Raw genomic sequence first — 14354 nt, 5'->3', positions numbered from 1 at the left:
GACGATCTTGATCTGATCAGGCGTGATACGTCCATGAAAGGAGCATGGCTCCAGGGCCGCGATAGCTTCAGCAAGGCGGTTCGCTCTCGCAGTTGCGATATAAATCTCAACCATGGTGTGATGCTCTCTTGCCTGGTGGGTAATCCGCGCATCCTGATTCGCAGGTCGGCTGAATCGTGTCAAACAAGTAGTTATTGACTATTTCACACGCTATTCCACGCTTAGCGCTTGGGTATCTCGTCCCTAATTTTCGCGAGAACGTCCCGCCGCAAGATTGCTCGGTCTCGATTGCCTGCCGCGAACGTGCTTGTGTCCTTATTCGCGTAATCGACCTCTCTCTGAGCGCGGTCGAGTTCCTCCTGAACAGCTTTCAATGCCGTTGATAGTCCTGCGCGAACACCCTCAGCCCTGGCGTCATCGAGTTCCTGTTGTGTGCATGTCATGCATAAACTCCCTCCCTCATGATCCGGCGAATTTCAGCGTAGACCCATTCCGCATCCCGACGTAGCGACTGATTGATGGTGAAGGTGCGGGGACCGATAATCTTGGCGACCGCACGCTGGTTGCGCAGGCAATAGGTTGCCCAATCGTCGCTATAGAGCTGCTTGAACCTAAGCTGCTTGTGCTTGCCCGGACCTTGCCACTCACCCCACGCGACCTTCATCGCGTCCCTGATCTTGCGCAGCACCGGGAGGTTGATTGCTGGCGAAAGGAAGGCCCCATGAATGTGAAGGCGTCCATGTTCAACATCGATGACGAACCAATAGGGAAGAGCGGCACCCTTTAGCGCCCGCTTTAGCTCCAGGTCGAAAGAACGCTTTAGGGAGTCTAGGAAGCCCGTAGGTGCGGCCATAGCCTCAGCGATGGCATCCGGCGTCAGATTGAACGTGAACGCAACAGCGGGCGTTTCTGAGATCTGTAACGCCACGGTCGCGGTCAATGCTGTCACGGCATTGCCGGTAAGGGACCAGACTGGGATAAGGTCGTCGTTAGCTGGCGCGCGGACTTTTGTAGAGTCTGAAGGGAGGGATGTAGGAGTAGTAAGAGAGGGTAAAGGGTCGCTAACTGAAGATGGGGAGGCGTGAGGATCGTCGCCAACCCGGAAACACCGCATTTTTGTTATGATTATCGCATCGTTTGCGGAGGATCGGCGTTCACGGGCCGAAACATCTTTCGACCGCAATGCTAAAACATTTTTCGACCGCTCGGTCATCGGCTCGGCTCGCTACCGGGAGCGTCCAACTCACGCACTATCCGGAGGATTTGGGCCGCCGAAAAAGGCCCATGCTTCCGCGCCAGTTCACGGAGATCGGTCAACCAGTCAGCTACGGGCGCCACGGGATCAGGCGTGACAACATCGTCAGTAGCATAGAGGGCAGCCATGATCTCGTCGGTCGACTCAACTTCGGTGCCCGGGGGCAGATCGAAAAACAAATCGTCATCGACCGGGCCCGCGGTGACATTCTCGGCGAGGAGAGCATCACCCGCACCCCGATCTTTCTGTGATTGTTCGCTTTTATCGCTATAATAGCCCTTGGCAGATCGTGACGACATCACGCTTTGATCCTTCTAAATGGCCGCCCCTCGGCGGAGGGGCGGCTTTTCGTTTGGCTATTATAGCGTTCGAACCTTCGCACTCGCGTCAAAGTTTGGGAGATCTGAGTCGAGTCCGGTTGGTGCTTCGACGTCGAAGCCGTCAGAAGGCCATTCCGGAGCCGTCCCACCAAGCCAGTCCCGGATGTCCGCGACCGCACAGCTCAGACAGTTGATCGCGCGCCCTTTGACTCAGTTGCCCACGCAAAGCCACAAAGCAGCCACAGCGCCTTTTAATGATCACACCCTGTCGCTTTATGAACTTATTTCAAATTGGAGAATTTCTGAATACACAGAATGGATTCGTCTCAGGTCCGTCAGTGCATGGATTTTCTCAACCATGCGCTTGATGCTCTTCTTCGATGGCCGGTAACTGTCACAGCACCCTTTATTCTGATGCGGAATGGCCTCAATCTATATTGAGCCCATCACCTTTGATCTCCGCACCCGCGACCATTGAAGCGCGCTTTAAATGAAACCTCAGCCTCAACCAACTACGCAGGAAGTCTTGGCGGGCCCGGTCGAGCGCGTGACTTTCCACAACGACGAATCCGGCTTTTGCGTCCTGCGAATCAAGGCACGTGGGCACCGAGAATTGGTTACGGTGATCGGACATGCCGCGGTTATTTCCGCTGGCGAGTGGATTACGGCGTCTGGTGAGTGGATCAACGATCGCACCCACGGCCAACAGTTTAAGGCTAAGTTTCTGAAGACATCGGAGCCGACCTCGCTCGAGGGCATCGAGAAATACCTCGGCTCGGGCATGATACGCGGCATTGGGCCAGTCTACGCCAAGAAGCTCGTGCGCGCCTTCGGCGAGAAGGTGTTCGATACGATCGAGGCGGAGCCCGAGCGCCTGCGTGAGGTCACTGGCATCGGCGCTGTCCGAGCCAGCCGCATCACCACCGCCTGGGCCGACCAGAAGATCATTCGCGAAATCATGGTCTTCCTGCACAGCAATGGAGTCGGCACGGCGCGGGCGGTGCGGATATTCAAGACTTATGGCGCCGATGCCGTGCAGGTCATGTCCGAGAACCCTTATCGGCTGGCTAGGGACATCCGGGGTATAGGCTTCAAGACAGCCGACGCGATCGCCATGAAGCTCGGGATCGAGAAGACAGCCATGATCCGGGTCCGGGCCGGCATCTCGTTTGCCCTGACCGAGGCAATGGACGAGGGGCACTGTGGCCTGCCGACCGACGAATTGGTGCCGTTGGCCGAGAAGCTGCTCGAGGTTCCGGTAGAACTCGTTCGGGCGGCGCTGAATCTCGAAACATCAGAGGGTAGCGTCGTTGCCGATAGTGTCGGCGAAACACGTTGTGTATTTCTAGCCGGCCTGCATCGGGCCGAACGCATCATTGCCGAACGCCTGGTTCAAATTGCCAACGGTAAGCTCCCCTGGGCGTGGATCGATCCAGATAAGGCCTTGCCGTGGGTCGAGGAACGGATCGGGCTTGCTCTTGCCGAAAGCCAGGTCGCTGCCATTAAGCTCGCGTTGATGTCGAAGACCCTGGTGATGACCGGAGGGCCAGGGGTCGGTAAGACCACTATCGTCAAAGCCATCCTACGGATCCTTGCAGCAAAAGGCGTGGAGCTGCTGCTGTGTGCGCCAACCGGCCGCGCCGCCAAGCGCATGACCGAGGCGACCGGTTTTGAGGCCAAAACCATCCACCGGCTGCTCGAAGTTGACCCCAAGACGGGAGGGTTCAAGCGCGGCGACGACAATCCCCTCGATTGTGACCTGCTGGTTATCGACGAAGCTTCCATGGTGGACGTCATGCTGAAGCAGGCGCTCATGAAGGCAGTGCCTGCCACCGCGGCTCTCTTGATCGTTGGCGATATTGACCAGCTCCCCTCCGTAGGACCGGGGCAGGTGCTCGCGGACATAATGTCGTCTGGCGCCATACCCGTGGTCCGATTGACCGAGGTTTTCCGGCAGGCCGCACAAAGCCGCATCATCACCACCGCCCACCGTATCAACCAAGGCATAATTCCCGATCTTAGCCCGCCTGGAAACGATAGCGATTTCTACTTCGTCCAAGCAGAAGAGCCGGAAATCGCCGTGCAGCGCATCGTCGAGCTCGTGAAAACCCGGATTCCCGCGCGCTTCGGTTTCGATCCCATCCGCGACATTCAAGTCCTCTGCCCGATGAACAGAGGCGGCGTTGGCGCTCGTTCGCTGAATATTGAGCTGCAAGCAGCCTTGAATCCAGCGGGTGACCAAAAGATCGAGCGTTTCGGGTGGACTTTCGCGCCAGGCGACAAGGTGATGCAAATCCAGAACGATTACGACAAGGAGGTCTACAACGGCGACATCGGATACATTGACGAGGTCGATCTCGACGACGGGGAGCTTGTGACCAGTTTCGACGGCCGCGCCGTCACCTACGCGTTCGGCGAACTCGACACGCTGGTGCCTGCCTACGCCGCGACTATCCACAAGAGCCAGGGCTCAGAATACCAAGCGGTTGTGATTCCGGTAATGACCCAGCATTACGCCATGTTGCAACGAAACCTGCTCTATACCGGTGTCACCCGCGGCAAGAAACTGGTCGTGCTGGTCGGTCAGAAGAAGGCTGTCGCCATCGCTGTTCGGAATGTCTCTGGGCGTAGACGATGGTCAAAACTAAATGAATGGCTGCGTGGCGCATAAACGAGTTGTTTTGTTCCAAGGTCCGTGGGAAAAAATCACTGCCGACCCAATACGCACAGGGATAGGGGCCGGAAAACCTTCTAGGACTTCGTGTTCCCCAGGCAGTCGGCCACTAGACCGCCGATTCTTGGCAGGTGCCGCGCTGCGGATTTGCCGAGGGTCATCCCAATCGGCTCACCAAGTCCTCGGCCCTCAAATGCGTGTATCTCTGGAGCATACGAAGCTCCTTGTGCCCGGAAATCGTCGACACCTCGGCGATATTCAGCCCTTTCTCGAATAGGCGGCTGACGCCCTCGTGCCGGAGGTCGTGGAAGTGAAAGTCATCCATTCCAGCTCGAACCCGAAGATGCTCGAAACAGAGACGAACAGCGTTCGGCGTGATCGGAAAAACTCGGTCAGCGTCGCGACCCTTGTTAGCCATCAATTCTTTGAGGATCGCTACCGCGCGCCGCGACAGTGGAATATCGCGGGAGTCACCGTTTTTCGTCAAGGGAAGGTGCGCCACGCAGCGAACGAGGTCGACGTGCTGCCATTGTAGGTCGAGCATTTCGCCCCGGCGCATGGCCGTTTCGATGGCGAGAATGATCAAGGGCTTCATTAAGGGGGTTCGCCCGCTGTCACATGCAGCGAGCAGACGAGCTTCCTCACCAGCTTTCAGGCGCCGAGTGCGCCCTCGGGGGACTTGGGGACGTCTGACAAGCTTCACGGGGTTGCGAGGCAACCAAAGACCCCACTCGCGGGTCGCGATCTCGATAGCGTGGCTGACGGTATTGAGCTCTCTGACGACTGTGGCTGGCGCAACACTCTTGAGGCGCTCGTCTCGATAAGTCGCAATGTCAGCGCTCGTCAGTTTGGCGAGGGTCCGATGGCTCATGGGGCAGCGCAATATCGAGTTAATCCGTGATGCCTCGGAAACAGCCCCACGCTTGCCTGGCGTCACCTCAGCGCAGTAACGAGTGAGAAGCTCTCGGAGCGTCGTTTTCTCAGCAAGTCGCGTATCAGCGACCCAGCCAGACCGGTTGGCTTCCGCTTCGAGGTCCTGGGCCCAGCGCTGGGCGTCAGCTTTTGAGTTGAATGACTTGGCTCGCGGTGCCACGCCCCGACGTCGGACCTGTGCCTGCCAGCGACCCCGTAGTTTTCTGATGGTCGCCATTGTCTGCTGCTCAAGTCACTCTTGTTTACTGAGTGAAGGACGCCAGCGACTCGGTGCCAAGGACTATCCCTATCGGCCCGCAACTAAACCATTGTGCCGCTGATGTGCCGCGTTTGAGCCACAGCCTGAGCGAGGATTCGGAAAGACCTATGGGATCAAGGAGGTCCGGTCATCGTCGAGTGGCGACACACTCGGGACGCGTTGCCGTGCGCAGGCAAAGCTCTAAGCCGCATCAGATTGATCAAAGATGTTCGTTTCGGCTTGTGAGCAGGCGAGCCGCCTAGATCTGCCTGTTCCGAATTACATGTCGGTCACTTCCCCAAGGTATCACCACCGCCGTTGAAACCACTCGAGCTGACGTTCGAAAAACCTGACATGGGCGTCGACGGTGCGCTTGCGTTGCGCTTCGTGCGGTCCGGCATGGTCACGATACCTCGTCCAGGCATCGCGTCCGCGGTTGAGTTCACTCGTGATGTAGGCTGGCACGTCGGCAACGGTCGCACGGATGCGCTGTGGGTAAACCCCCGCAACGACGTAGGGCCGGCGCGGGCCGTCGCCATAGGCCTCACGCTGGGCCGACCAGAACGCATGCGGCAGCATCTTGCCATGGTGCTTTCCAAGGGCCCGTAAGAGCACCTCTTCCGCCTCCGTTGTGGAGATGGGAAAGAGCGTTCCCACATATCCGCGCGCTCCGCCAAACATAAAATTGCTTGCGAGCCTGTGCCAAGAGACGCATGCATTATTGATGACAATCGGCGTGCTTTCGTTAGCGAGGGAGCGGGGCAGCGCAATGAAGTTGTTGTCGTGCATCTTCATTGCAGCCGAGCCGATAACGCGGGAGACCGTGTCCTTGATTGTCGGCCGTAACTTTTCATCATTGCTATCGCGAGTCAGGTCCATGAAGTCGGTCATCGCAGTGCCGACATAGAGTTTGGCTTTCTGCTCTCGGTCATTCCATGGCACGCCGTCGAGGGCAACGAAACGCATGAACTGCGTGACGTGTAGGAGATCTTCGTCCTCTGTCCGCCCAATCCCGAGCGCGATGTCGACAACGAGCTTGCGTGGGAGCCCTTCCGAATCAGTGAAATCATAAGTCCAATGATGGCCCGAAACGTCACCACAATGAGTAGCAATGATCAACAAGTCATAGGGAAAGAGTTCGATCATTTCCGAAACCGAGGTCACATCAGCCCCTTGACCCTGATAAACGCGCACAAAGAGCCGCTGCTGCGACAGAATCTTTGCCGCCGCGTCTATTTCGGGTGCGGCCGTTGTTTCCGGGTTGACCAGCGTCGCCACTTGAACCCCGCGGGTGCCCTGTTGTTCGGCAGCGAAGCCGTGAAGCGTCGCGATCCCTAGGCCTGGATAGCTGAAGAGATGCGTTGACGGGACCTCTGGGAAGGCGAATCCAAAGGGAAGGCCGTCCGATATGAAAGTGATTGAGCCGTCCTTTGGAACAGGAACGTCGGCCGCGATGCCTCGCAGCTCATCGCGAAGCTCACACAATGCCTGTGATGGAGACTGATCGCGGCTTTCATAGACCGAATAAAAACGCTCCATGATTTGCTCGACGTGGTCTTTCGGGGTCTCTTGAATCAAGAACAAGCCAGCTCCCAAAGCGTAGGCATAGTTGGCCGCGACGACTTGCGCCAGCTCGTCGCCTTCCTCGCAAACGACAAGATGGTCTCGCTTCGGTGGAACATGTCCATCTGGGGACGCCCGATCCTCAAATACGATAGGCCGCCGCCCGCGAAGCGCTTGAAGCAACCCGATGCCGATACGATCACGACCCCAGATCAGCGGTGGCCCAAGCGCCATCCCCGCCGCCGCAAAGCCGTCGAGGTCGTCGGCCTCGTGAACGCGGATGCAGCGCCCCCGTGGCAGTTTCTGCGTAAGTGCGTCTGCAGACTTATCCGTAAGCCCGGCAAGAAAGACACGTCTGGCCCTTGAACGCGCTACAGCGTTGGTGCGATGAATGACTTCGGCTTCGCGATCGGGCCGCTGCATGCGGGGCCCGTCGATGACGGGAAGATATGCCCTTGGTTTGGCAAGCACGCACGAAAGCCGCGCTGCTAGCCGCGCGTTGTCGGAAAAAACGATGGTATCCGAGAGCGGTGGACATTTGTAAAGCATTGCGCTGGTGCACCAATCGCCTTCCGCCCCGTGTTAGCCAAATTGACGGACTAACGGGCAATCACCCCTGGGTTGTGCACATCTTTGTTGGAGGGTAACTAAGCTGACTTAGGATCCAGCCTTCCACTTTCATTTGTGTATCCGAGGTCAAATCAACGGCTCAGTCGCCGTAACTCAAACCTTTTCAACGAAACTATCGACCACCCGTCGTGGTCCGTCCTTCTCGAATTCAATCGTCAGCTTGATCCCGTCTATCTCGGAGACAATGCCATACCCAAATTTTTGGTGAAATACCCGGTCGCCCATCTCAAATGCCGACTCGGATTGCGGGGAGCGATCATTGAACCCGTCCTCGTTATACCCGGCAGATAGATCGTCCATCGGGCCAACTTCGCGGGCCCCAGGCTTGGTAGTGCAGACGTCCGGCTCGGTGAGTGTCGTTAGATCAAGATAAGTGGGCTGCGCCATCGCGGCGACTCTATTCGCATGGCGCATAGTCGAGGCTTCGAAGACGTTCCGAACACCGCGCCCGTTTCCAAATCCATCATCTCCTGCAACACTTTCGAAGTATTCTAGAAGCGTTCCGACGGCACCTGGAGCTAGTTCGAAATTGTGAACGTAGGCTATTCTCTCGAATATCTGAAGCATTTCCTGGGCCGTATAGTCTTGGAACTCGATCCGCCTTGTGAACCGACTTTGGAGTCCGGGATTCGAAGCAATAAACGCAGCCATCGGCTCCGTATATCCAGCGACGATCACCACAAGACGCTCGCGGTGATCTTCCATGAGCTTTAGAAGTGTTTCTATTGCCTCCGGACCGAAGTCCCACGGTGCGTCCTTTACAAGGCTGTATGCTTCATCGATGAACAGCACACCATCCATCGCGCTATCTACCACTTCTTTGGTCTTAGTCGCGGTTTGACCGACATAACCAACCACAAGGCCACTTCGATCCGTTTCGACAAGGTGTCCTGAGGAAAGAATCCCCAGCGCTTTGTAAAGCTTCGCCACCAGGCGGGCGACGGTAGTCTTGCCTGTTCCCGGGCTCCCAGAAAACACGAGGTGCAGCGAAATGGGGGGCTGCTTTAGATTATTTGCCGCCCGTAGCTGTTGAACTCTGATGTAATTCGCAAGCGAAGTAACTTCCTTCTTTACCTCACTCAAACCAATCATGCCGGTCAGCTCGGAAATGGCTTTGTCGAATTCGCTGTCCAATTCTGTGGCGGGCACCGAGGGCAGTTCACGGCTCGCCGCCTCGGGTCGCGGCGTTCCAGCGGGTGCAGCGTCACTCTTGCGGTCGTTTATGCCGCGAGCTGGGATGCCCGCTCGCATCATTCGAAGAACTTCTTCGGAACGTTTGAGCGCCTCTCCCTCGAAACTAACAGTCCGAACTTGCGCGGCGACGTCACCGACAAAACTTGTTAAATCGGCCGCCGATAGGTCAGTCAGTTTGGAAACCTGGCCCATAAAGGTTCTGATCTGATGATCGAAATGATTACTCTTAAATCTCTCAAAGACTGCCAGAAGAATTGCTATCATGATGAGCAGCGGTCGCAGGAAACCCTCACGTAGTGGGGAGGCGGTCAATAGAGTCGCCAATTTGTCAGAGGCATAATATGCGAGAAGATCGGTTTCTCGGCCCTCGCGCGCGAGTTCGTCGAGCGTCTGAGTCAACTGATCGATAATGCCCGTCAGACGTCGCTTTGACTCTGTTCTTGATGCTGAACGTTCGGGAATCGATCCCATTGCTGTGGCAAGACCATCCAGAACGGCCTCCGCAGGGTCACTTCGTGTTTGGCTCATAAAGCCGGGCAATATCAGGACGCAGAATTGCCAAGACAGTTCAAAGCAAAGATCCTCGAGAAACTCAACCCGGTCGGGCGGCATATTCTGAATGTCTTGCTCTATCCTAGCGCGTATCTCTCCTTGTTTAGCTTCGCCTATGCACCAAGCTTTCCGAAATTGCGGGCTCGACTGGTAATCCAACCAAGCCTCACGAACGAATGAATTGAGTTGTTTTTGTAGCGCGAGCGTCCAATCGGGCGGCGAAGGCATTCTACTAACGGTATCCTTATTCTGCGCCCGGGCGGACAAAGCTCATTCGGCAGGAGGTTTGGAGATTGAACGTTCGACACTTAGGCTAGCTTCGGAGGGGCAGTCTATCGTGTTTAAGGTAGCGCTCTTTACAGAAATCTGCCAGGCCCGTCCTTTGACCATAAGACTCTGGCGACCCAATCGGGAAATCGAAACCTGCAAGCGTTGGGCCAGGTCCTTTCCGGAGATCGCCGAGGAATAGCTCGGTATTGTCGACCTGACGGGGGCCCAACTCGCCAACCGATCGAATTCCGAACTGCGGCGGCTACCCAGCGCTTGTTTGGCGAGGTGCTCCAATCTGCGTGGACGAGACGTCTGTAAGCCGAAAGTTCGGTCATTGTGCCGCTGTGAACGCTCCGCCGCTTCATCTATTAGGGCACGCCGAGCACACCGTGGAGTGAGGGAGGAACTGCTTCACGCAATCGCCATGTTATGGAGATGGGTCCGTCCCCCTTCCAGGAGACGAAGTCAACTTGGCCGCAGTAAACGAAGGGAGTGGGGTTTGAGCCCGTCTTCTTTGTCGGTCGCACGAAAAGATGGACGTGAACTCTCTCACCAGCCTGGGCCAGGTCATGGCGATTGAGGCTTTGGCAGCGTTCCTTGCAGCCCACGGCTCTTACAGCCTGCTTACAGGAAAGACCGCACCTTCAGAGATCCCAAACGCCTAACCCTCGATTACACGAGGGATTAGATGCCCTTAAAACGCTGTAATATGGCCCACTGAATGAATTCTTGGGGTCGTCCTCCCAAAATACCAGAGCAACCTGAAGGAGAAATGAGCTATGGTGACGCTTCAGACCAATGGAGGGGCGCCATGGACGACGATAAAGAAAAATCAATCGTTGAGAAGACCGTGCAGACAGTAAAGGACATCGCGAGCACCGTATCTGATGCCGCGAAACACGCGATGGAGCCCGAACCCTTGAAGCCAGGCGGGGAGGCAGTCACGTATACGCGCATGGCTGGTGACGGGGTTGTATCTGACCCCGTGATGGCGCCGTTTGTGGTAATCTCGCCTCGAAAGAAATCAACTTCGAAGAAAGCGCCAAAAACGACCGTTAAAACAACGGTCAAGAAGACCGCTGAAAAATCAGCGAAGATATTTGCAAAAAAGGCGCCTGCGAAGAAAGCGGCCACAAAAACAACGAAGAAGGCTGCGACAAAATCAGCAGCCAAGAAATCTAAAAAGACAGCAAAGAAATCCAGTGTTCGATCAGCAAAGAAGGCTAAGCGAAAATCAAAGAAGTAGGGATTCTGAAAGTTCCTACCCCAGGTTCCCTTCAATCGTTGGCGCGTTGATAATTGCAGCTTCTATTTTACTCTCTACGCTCATGTTCGCCGCCGGAACGCGGTTCACCGCGGTTGAGACTTCCAACGAAGACGTTGCGTGGCTGGTCGATCGGCTCAGCGGCAACCTCTACAAGTGCCGGGCTGCGGAACAAGGCAAAGCCACCTGTGAAGCTGAAACTGCGACCGGTAGCATTGGCGAGAAGGCGAAGCGGTAAGAATGGATGATACCGGCGTTCAAATCAATTTCGATGCTCCCGCAGTTCTCCGAAAATGGCCGTCCGTCAACAACGAACGCGTTAGCGCCTCCCTCGGCGCCCGTTCCTATTTGATAATTGACGGCACTCTCGATGAATGCATTCGGAAGTTTCTTACGATGCCTATAAATCAGCATGATCTGTATGAGATGCATACCGCTCCGCAGTCTGATTTAGTTCGCGCGGTTTTGTCAGCGGATCATATCGTTGAACTCGCCCGGTTGCGGGATTTTCTCTAAGCTACTAAAAAGAAGGCGAAGAAATCGAGGCGCTAATGTTTCAAACGAGCGAGCCGATCCTGTACGACCTTCCGGCAACTCTTCATAAATGGGAGTCGCTGGAAGTGAAGCGTTCTGGGCAGAGCATCGGAAGCATGCAGATATGGGAAGGCACCCTCGCGGGGTGTGTGAGAGAGTTTATTCGCCAATCGGGCGCCCCTCGATCCCGCCGGAGAAGCTGTTGCGGGCGATGTTGCTGCAAGCGTTTTATTCGATCCGCTCGGAACGCCAGTTGATGGAGAGGCTGGAGTTCGATCTTCTGTTCCGCTGGTTCGTGGGGATCAGGTAAATCGCCTTAATGCATCTACTGCATTTGAAGATCGATTTAAATTACATACCGAACTGCAAAAAACACAGCCAAGATTACCGCGGACGCCGCCCCTGCTAACAAGCCCAATCGCCTTTCAATAAAATCACGAATCGCTTCTCCGTAGTATGAGAGCGCCCAGGCGAGAGCGAAGAAGCGAATCCCGCGCGCGACAATGCATGAGACGACAAAAAAGCCGAAGTTGATTCCGGCCGCCCCGGACAAAATCGTTACGACCTTGATAGGAGGCAAGTGAGCGAGGCCCGAAGTTACCAGCATCAGCAAAATCGCGTCTTTACTGGCCGATGACCTCAATTGCTCGAAAACCGCAAGCTTGCCATAAAATACGAGCACGGGCTTTGCGATCTCTTCGTAGGCGTAGTGGCCAAGATAATATCCAGCGATGCCGCCGAGCGTCGACGCAACGGTAGCCACTAACGCATAGCGGTAAGCTTTCGACGGCCTCGCGATCGCCATAGGCACAAAAAGAACGTCAGCCGGAATTAGAAAAATCGAGCTTTCAACGAACGCGATAATTGCAAGCCATGTTTCAGCGGCAGGACTAGCTGCCCTTTTTATTGTCCAATCGTAGACCGCGCGAAGCACTGAATTCCCTTTAAAGGACGTTAGGTATTTTTCTAAGGGCTAGAAGCTCTGGGCAGTAGGTCAGCTCTAAAGACGCAAACAAGCGTGGCCCGGGTGTGCCTCCGAGCGGGAGAGACCCCTAAATCCATTGCCTAAGCTTGATTTCAAAGGAATTTCACCATCGAGGTGATCCAGCTTCGGAGGGCAACGCTCTATCCAGCTGAGCTACGGGTGCGTGGAGGTTCATTTAGCCGATTGGCCGGGCCTCGGCAACGGGCTGCAAGGGCTAAAGCGAGAGGGAGCAAGGCGCGCCCTCCATCAAACCCGCAACAACGCCGCAGTAAAGTGATCTTATAGTGCGCCCCTCCCGAAGCTGTATTGAAACTACCGCACAGACGCAGATAACTTAAACAATTGACCGAGCTGATTGGTTAGCCGAAGCAAGGTGCTCCCGGCACGACTGGGCCACCCGACGACCGCTACGGATGAGCGATGTCCTGGATTCGGGGTCGATTCGTGCCTGTTTGCGCCCGGTGCGCTCCGCCCTTAATGCCCCAGACAAATCGCTGTGGAACCAAACGCTGCCTCGGCACTTGATCGAACTCGGCACGCCTTCCTTGGCTCCCTAGCGACTTCAGGCAATACGACGCCAATTTTTGTCTGGGGCTTCCCGCCCAGGAAAGAGCTTTTTAGACACGGCCATAACAACTTCGCCGCTCACTCGATGGGCTGGCTCTGCCACCAAGCTTGAAAGGCTCAACGCAATGCTCATGAAAGCTAGTTCGAAACCTTTGCGACCCCGGATCATTGCTGCGACCTTATTTGCAGCTTTGCTATGTTCCAGCTCAACGACGTTTGCTGGATCGGGCCCGTTTGCCGAAATGGCTGGCGTGTGGTCAGGAAGCGGCACTATCTCACTCGACAGCGGAGGGAGCGAACGGATCCGCTGCCGTGCCACCTACGCTGTCAGCGGAGATGGCACAGGGCTCAATCAAAACTTGGTCTGCGCCAGTGACAGCTATAAGTTTGAGCTGAAGAGCGATGTGCTTGCGAAAGACGGGTCGCTTTCCGGATCATGGAACGAGATCACTCGAAACGTGGGCGGTAGCGTCGAGGGACGCGCGGGCAATGGTCAATTCGACGTCATTGTCAGTGCTGCAGCATTCAAAGCCAAACTTTCTGTGACGACACACGGGAACAAACAGTCGGTATCGATCAGCTCCGATGGTGCAATAAAGGGCGCATCGATTTCATTGTCGCGCGCGTAGCGATCGTTGTTTAGTTCCGAGAACTGAGCCCCGCAGCATCGAGGGCATTTAGCCGATTGGCCGGGCCTCGGCAACGGCCTGCAAGGGCTAAAGCGAAAGGTCCGGGAATGCATTTCCCGGCTAAAATCGGTTGATACTGGCTAAGCCACGCCCACCGCGCGCGCGCCGCGTGGCTCGAACAGCTTCCTCACCTCCGGACCCGGCTTGGCGGCGCTGAACAGATAGCCCTGCATCTCGGTGCAGCCCAGCGCGCGCAGCCGCTCCTTTTGCGCAAGCGTCTCGACGCCTTCGGCGGTCGTTGTCATGTTGCGCGCGGCGGCAATATTGACCACCGCCTGCACGATCGCCGAAGAGCCGTCGATTTCCGCAACGTCGCTGATGAAGCAGCGATCGATCTTGATCTTGTCGAACGGGAAACGCTTCAGATAGCTCAGCGAGGAATAGCCGGTGCCGAAATCGTCCAGCGCGATTCGAACCCCGATGGCGCGGAGCTGATGCAGGATGGCCAGCGCCGCCTCGTCGTCGCGGATCAGCACCGCCTCGGTGATTTCGAGTTCCAGGCGACTTGCCGGAAGGCCCGAATCTGCAAGCGCGCCCACGACCTTCAGCGCCAGGCTCTGGTATTTCAGCTGAACCGGCGAGACGTTGACGGCAACGCGAATGTGATCCGGCCAGCTGGCCGCCTCCGCGCAAGCGGTTCTCAGCACCCATTCGCCGAGCTCAACGATCAGGCCGGTGTCTTCCGC

At 56.3% G+C, this 14354-nt stretch carries 11 protein-coding genes and 1 pseudogene; 6 read left to right on the top strand and 6 right to left on the bottom strand.

Translation table 11 applies throughout. The annotated features are described in order from the left end of the window. Positions 1 to 439: 439 nt before the first annotated feature. Positions 440 to 940: a hypothetical protein gene (locus E8A46_RS01905; protein WP_291556638.1), complete on the bottom strand. Its 501-nt coding sequence runs from the start codon at positions 938 to 940 to the stop codon at positions 440 to 442. 344 nt (positions 941 to 1284) lie between these two features. Here E8A46_RS01905 and E8A46_RS01900 point away from each other — a divergent pair, with 344 nt between their 5' ends. Together E8A46_RS01900 and E8A46_RS01895 are read left to right on the top strand one after the other, a co-directional pair. Next, positions 1285 to 1506, top strand: coding sequence for a hypothetical protein (locus E8A46_RS01900; protein WP_291556636.1), 222 nt, complete (start codon positions 1285 to 1287; stop codon positions 1504 to 1506). Between the two features lie 559 nt (positions 1507 to 2065). Next, positions 2066 to 4246, top strand: coding sequence for an ATP-dependent RecD-like DNA helicase (locus E8A46_RS01895; RefSeq protein WP_291556633.1), 2181 nt, complete (start codon positions 2066 to 2068; stop codon positions 4244 to 4246). A 160-nt stretch (positions 4247 to 4406) separates the two neighbouring features. On the opposite strand, the gene E8A46_RS01890 is transcribed toward E8A46_RS01895, so the two are convergent. From E8A46_RS01890 to E8A46_RS01880, 3 genes are all read right to left on the bottom strand, one after another. Further along, positions 4407 to 5120 carry a site-specific integrase gene (locus E8A46_RS01890; protein ID WP_363250889.1) on the bottom strand — a complete coding sequence of 238 codons (714 nt, stop codon included), beginning with the start codon at positions 5118 to 5120 and terminating at the stop codon, positions 4407 to 4409. Between the two features lie 606 nt (positions 5121 to 5726). Beyond that, the gene (locus tag E8A46_RS01885) at positions 5727 to 7532 is read right to left on the bottom strand and encodes a hypothetical protein (protein WP_291556627.1); all 1806 of its coding nucleotides are present in this window, start codon (positions 7530 to 7532) and stop codon (positions 5727 to 5729) included. Between the two features lie 174 nt (positions 7533 to 7706). Further along, a complete protein-coding gene (locus tag E8A46_RS01880; RefSeq protein WP_291556624.1) occupies positions 7707 to 9587 on the bottom strand; it encodes an AAA family ATPase in 1881 nt (626 codons plus the stop codon). Positions 9588 to 10440: 853 nt separating this feature from the next. Between E8A46_RS01880 and E8A46_RS01875 the strand changes: the two genes are divergently transcribed. From E8A46_RS01875 to E8A46_RS01865, 3 genes and pseudogenes are all read left to right on the top strand, one after another. Next, a complete protein-coding gene (locus E8A46_RS01875) occupies positions 10441 to 10875 on the top strand; it encodes a hypothetical protein (RefSeq protein WP_291556621.1) in 435 nt (144 codons plus the stop codon). Between the two features lie 258 nt (positions 10876 to 11133). Beyond that, on the top strand, positions 11134 to 11409 hold the full coding sequence (locus tag E8A46_RS01870; protein WP_291556619.1) for a hypothetical protein: 276 nt from the start codon (positions 11134 to 11136) through the stop codon (positions 11407 to 11409). Between the two features lie 142 nt (positions 11410 to 11551). Beyond that, positions 11552 to 11731 (top strand): annotated as a pseudogene (locus E8A46_RS01865) (transposase); the annotation flags it as partial. 42 nt (positions 11732 to 11773) lie between these two features. Here the strand turns inward: E8A46_RS01865 and E8A46_RS01860 are convergent. After that, the gene (locus E8A46_RS01860; RefSeq protein WP_291556617.1) at positions 11774 to 12361 is read right to left on the bottom strand and encodes a YqaA family protein; all 588 of its coding nucleotides are present in this window, start codon (positions 12359 to 12361) and stop codon (positions 11774 to 11776) included. Positions 12362 to 13110: 749 nt separating this feature from the next. On the opposite strand from E8A46_RS01860, the gene E8A46_RS01855 reads away from it, so the two are divergent. Then, a complete protein-coding gene (locus E8A46_RS01855) occupies positions 13111 to 13608 on the top strand; it encodes a hypothetical protein (protein WP_291556642.1) in 498 nt (165 codons plus the stop codon). A 140-nt stretch (positions 13609 to 13748) separates the two neighbouring features. Here E8A46_RS01855 and E8A46_RS01850 read toward each other — a convergent pair. Further along, on the bottom strand, positions 13749 to 14354 hold a 606-nt coding region (locus E8A46_RS01850), incomplete at its 5' end, for an EAL domain-containing protein (protein WP_291556616.1).

It is taken from the genome of Bradyrhizobium sp., assembly GCF_004799445.1.
In the GTDB taxonomy this organism is placed as follows: Bacteria; Pseudomonadota; Alphaproteobacteria; order Rhizobiales; family Xanthobacteraceae; genus Bradyrhizobium.
This window is presented reverse-complemented; position numbering and strand designations above follow the sequence as displayed.

What these genes read in the sequence shown, in the direction of transcription:
- E8A46_RS01900 (WP_291556636.1), top strand. Translation starts at nt 1,285, where the DNA reads ATGCTTCCGCGCCAGTTCACGGAGATCGGTCAACCAGTCAGCTACGGG.
- E8A46_RS01895 (WP_291556633.1), top strand. Translation starts at nt 2,066, where the DNA reads ATGAAACCTCAGCCTCAACCAACTACGCAGGAAGTCTTGGCGGGCCCG.
- E8A46_RS01890 (WP_363250889.1), bottom strand. Translation starts at nt 5,120, where the DNA reads ATGAGCCATCGGACCCTCGCCAAACTGACGAGCGCTGACATTGCGACT.
- E8A46_RS01885 (WP_291556627.1), bottom strand. Translation starts at nt 7,532, where the DNA reads ATGCTTTACAAATGTCCACCGCTCTCGGATACCATCGTTTTTTCCGAC.
- E8A46_RS01880 (WP_291556624.1), bottom strand. Translation starts at nt 9,587, where the DNA reads ATGCCTTCGCCGCCCGATTGGACGCTCGCGCTACAAAAACAACTCAAT.
- E8A46_RS01875 (WP_291556621.1), top strand. Translation starts at nt 10,441, where the DNA reads ATGGACGACGATAAAGAAAAATCAATCGTTGAGAAGACCGTGCAGACA.
- E8A46_RS01870 (WP_291556619.1), top strand. Translation starts at nt 11,134, where the DNA reads ATGGATGATACCGGCGTTCAAATCAATTTCGATGCTCCCGCAGTTCTC.
- E8A46_RS01855 (WP_291556642.1), top strand. Translation starts at nt 13,111, where the DNA reads ATGAAAGCTAGTTCGAAACCTTTGCGACCCCGGATCATTGCTGCGACC.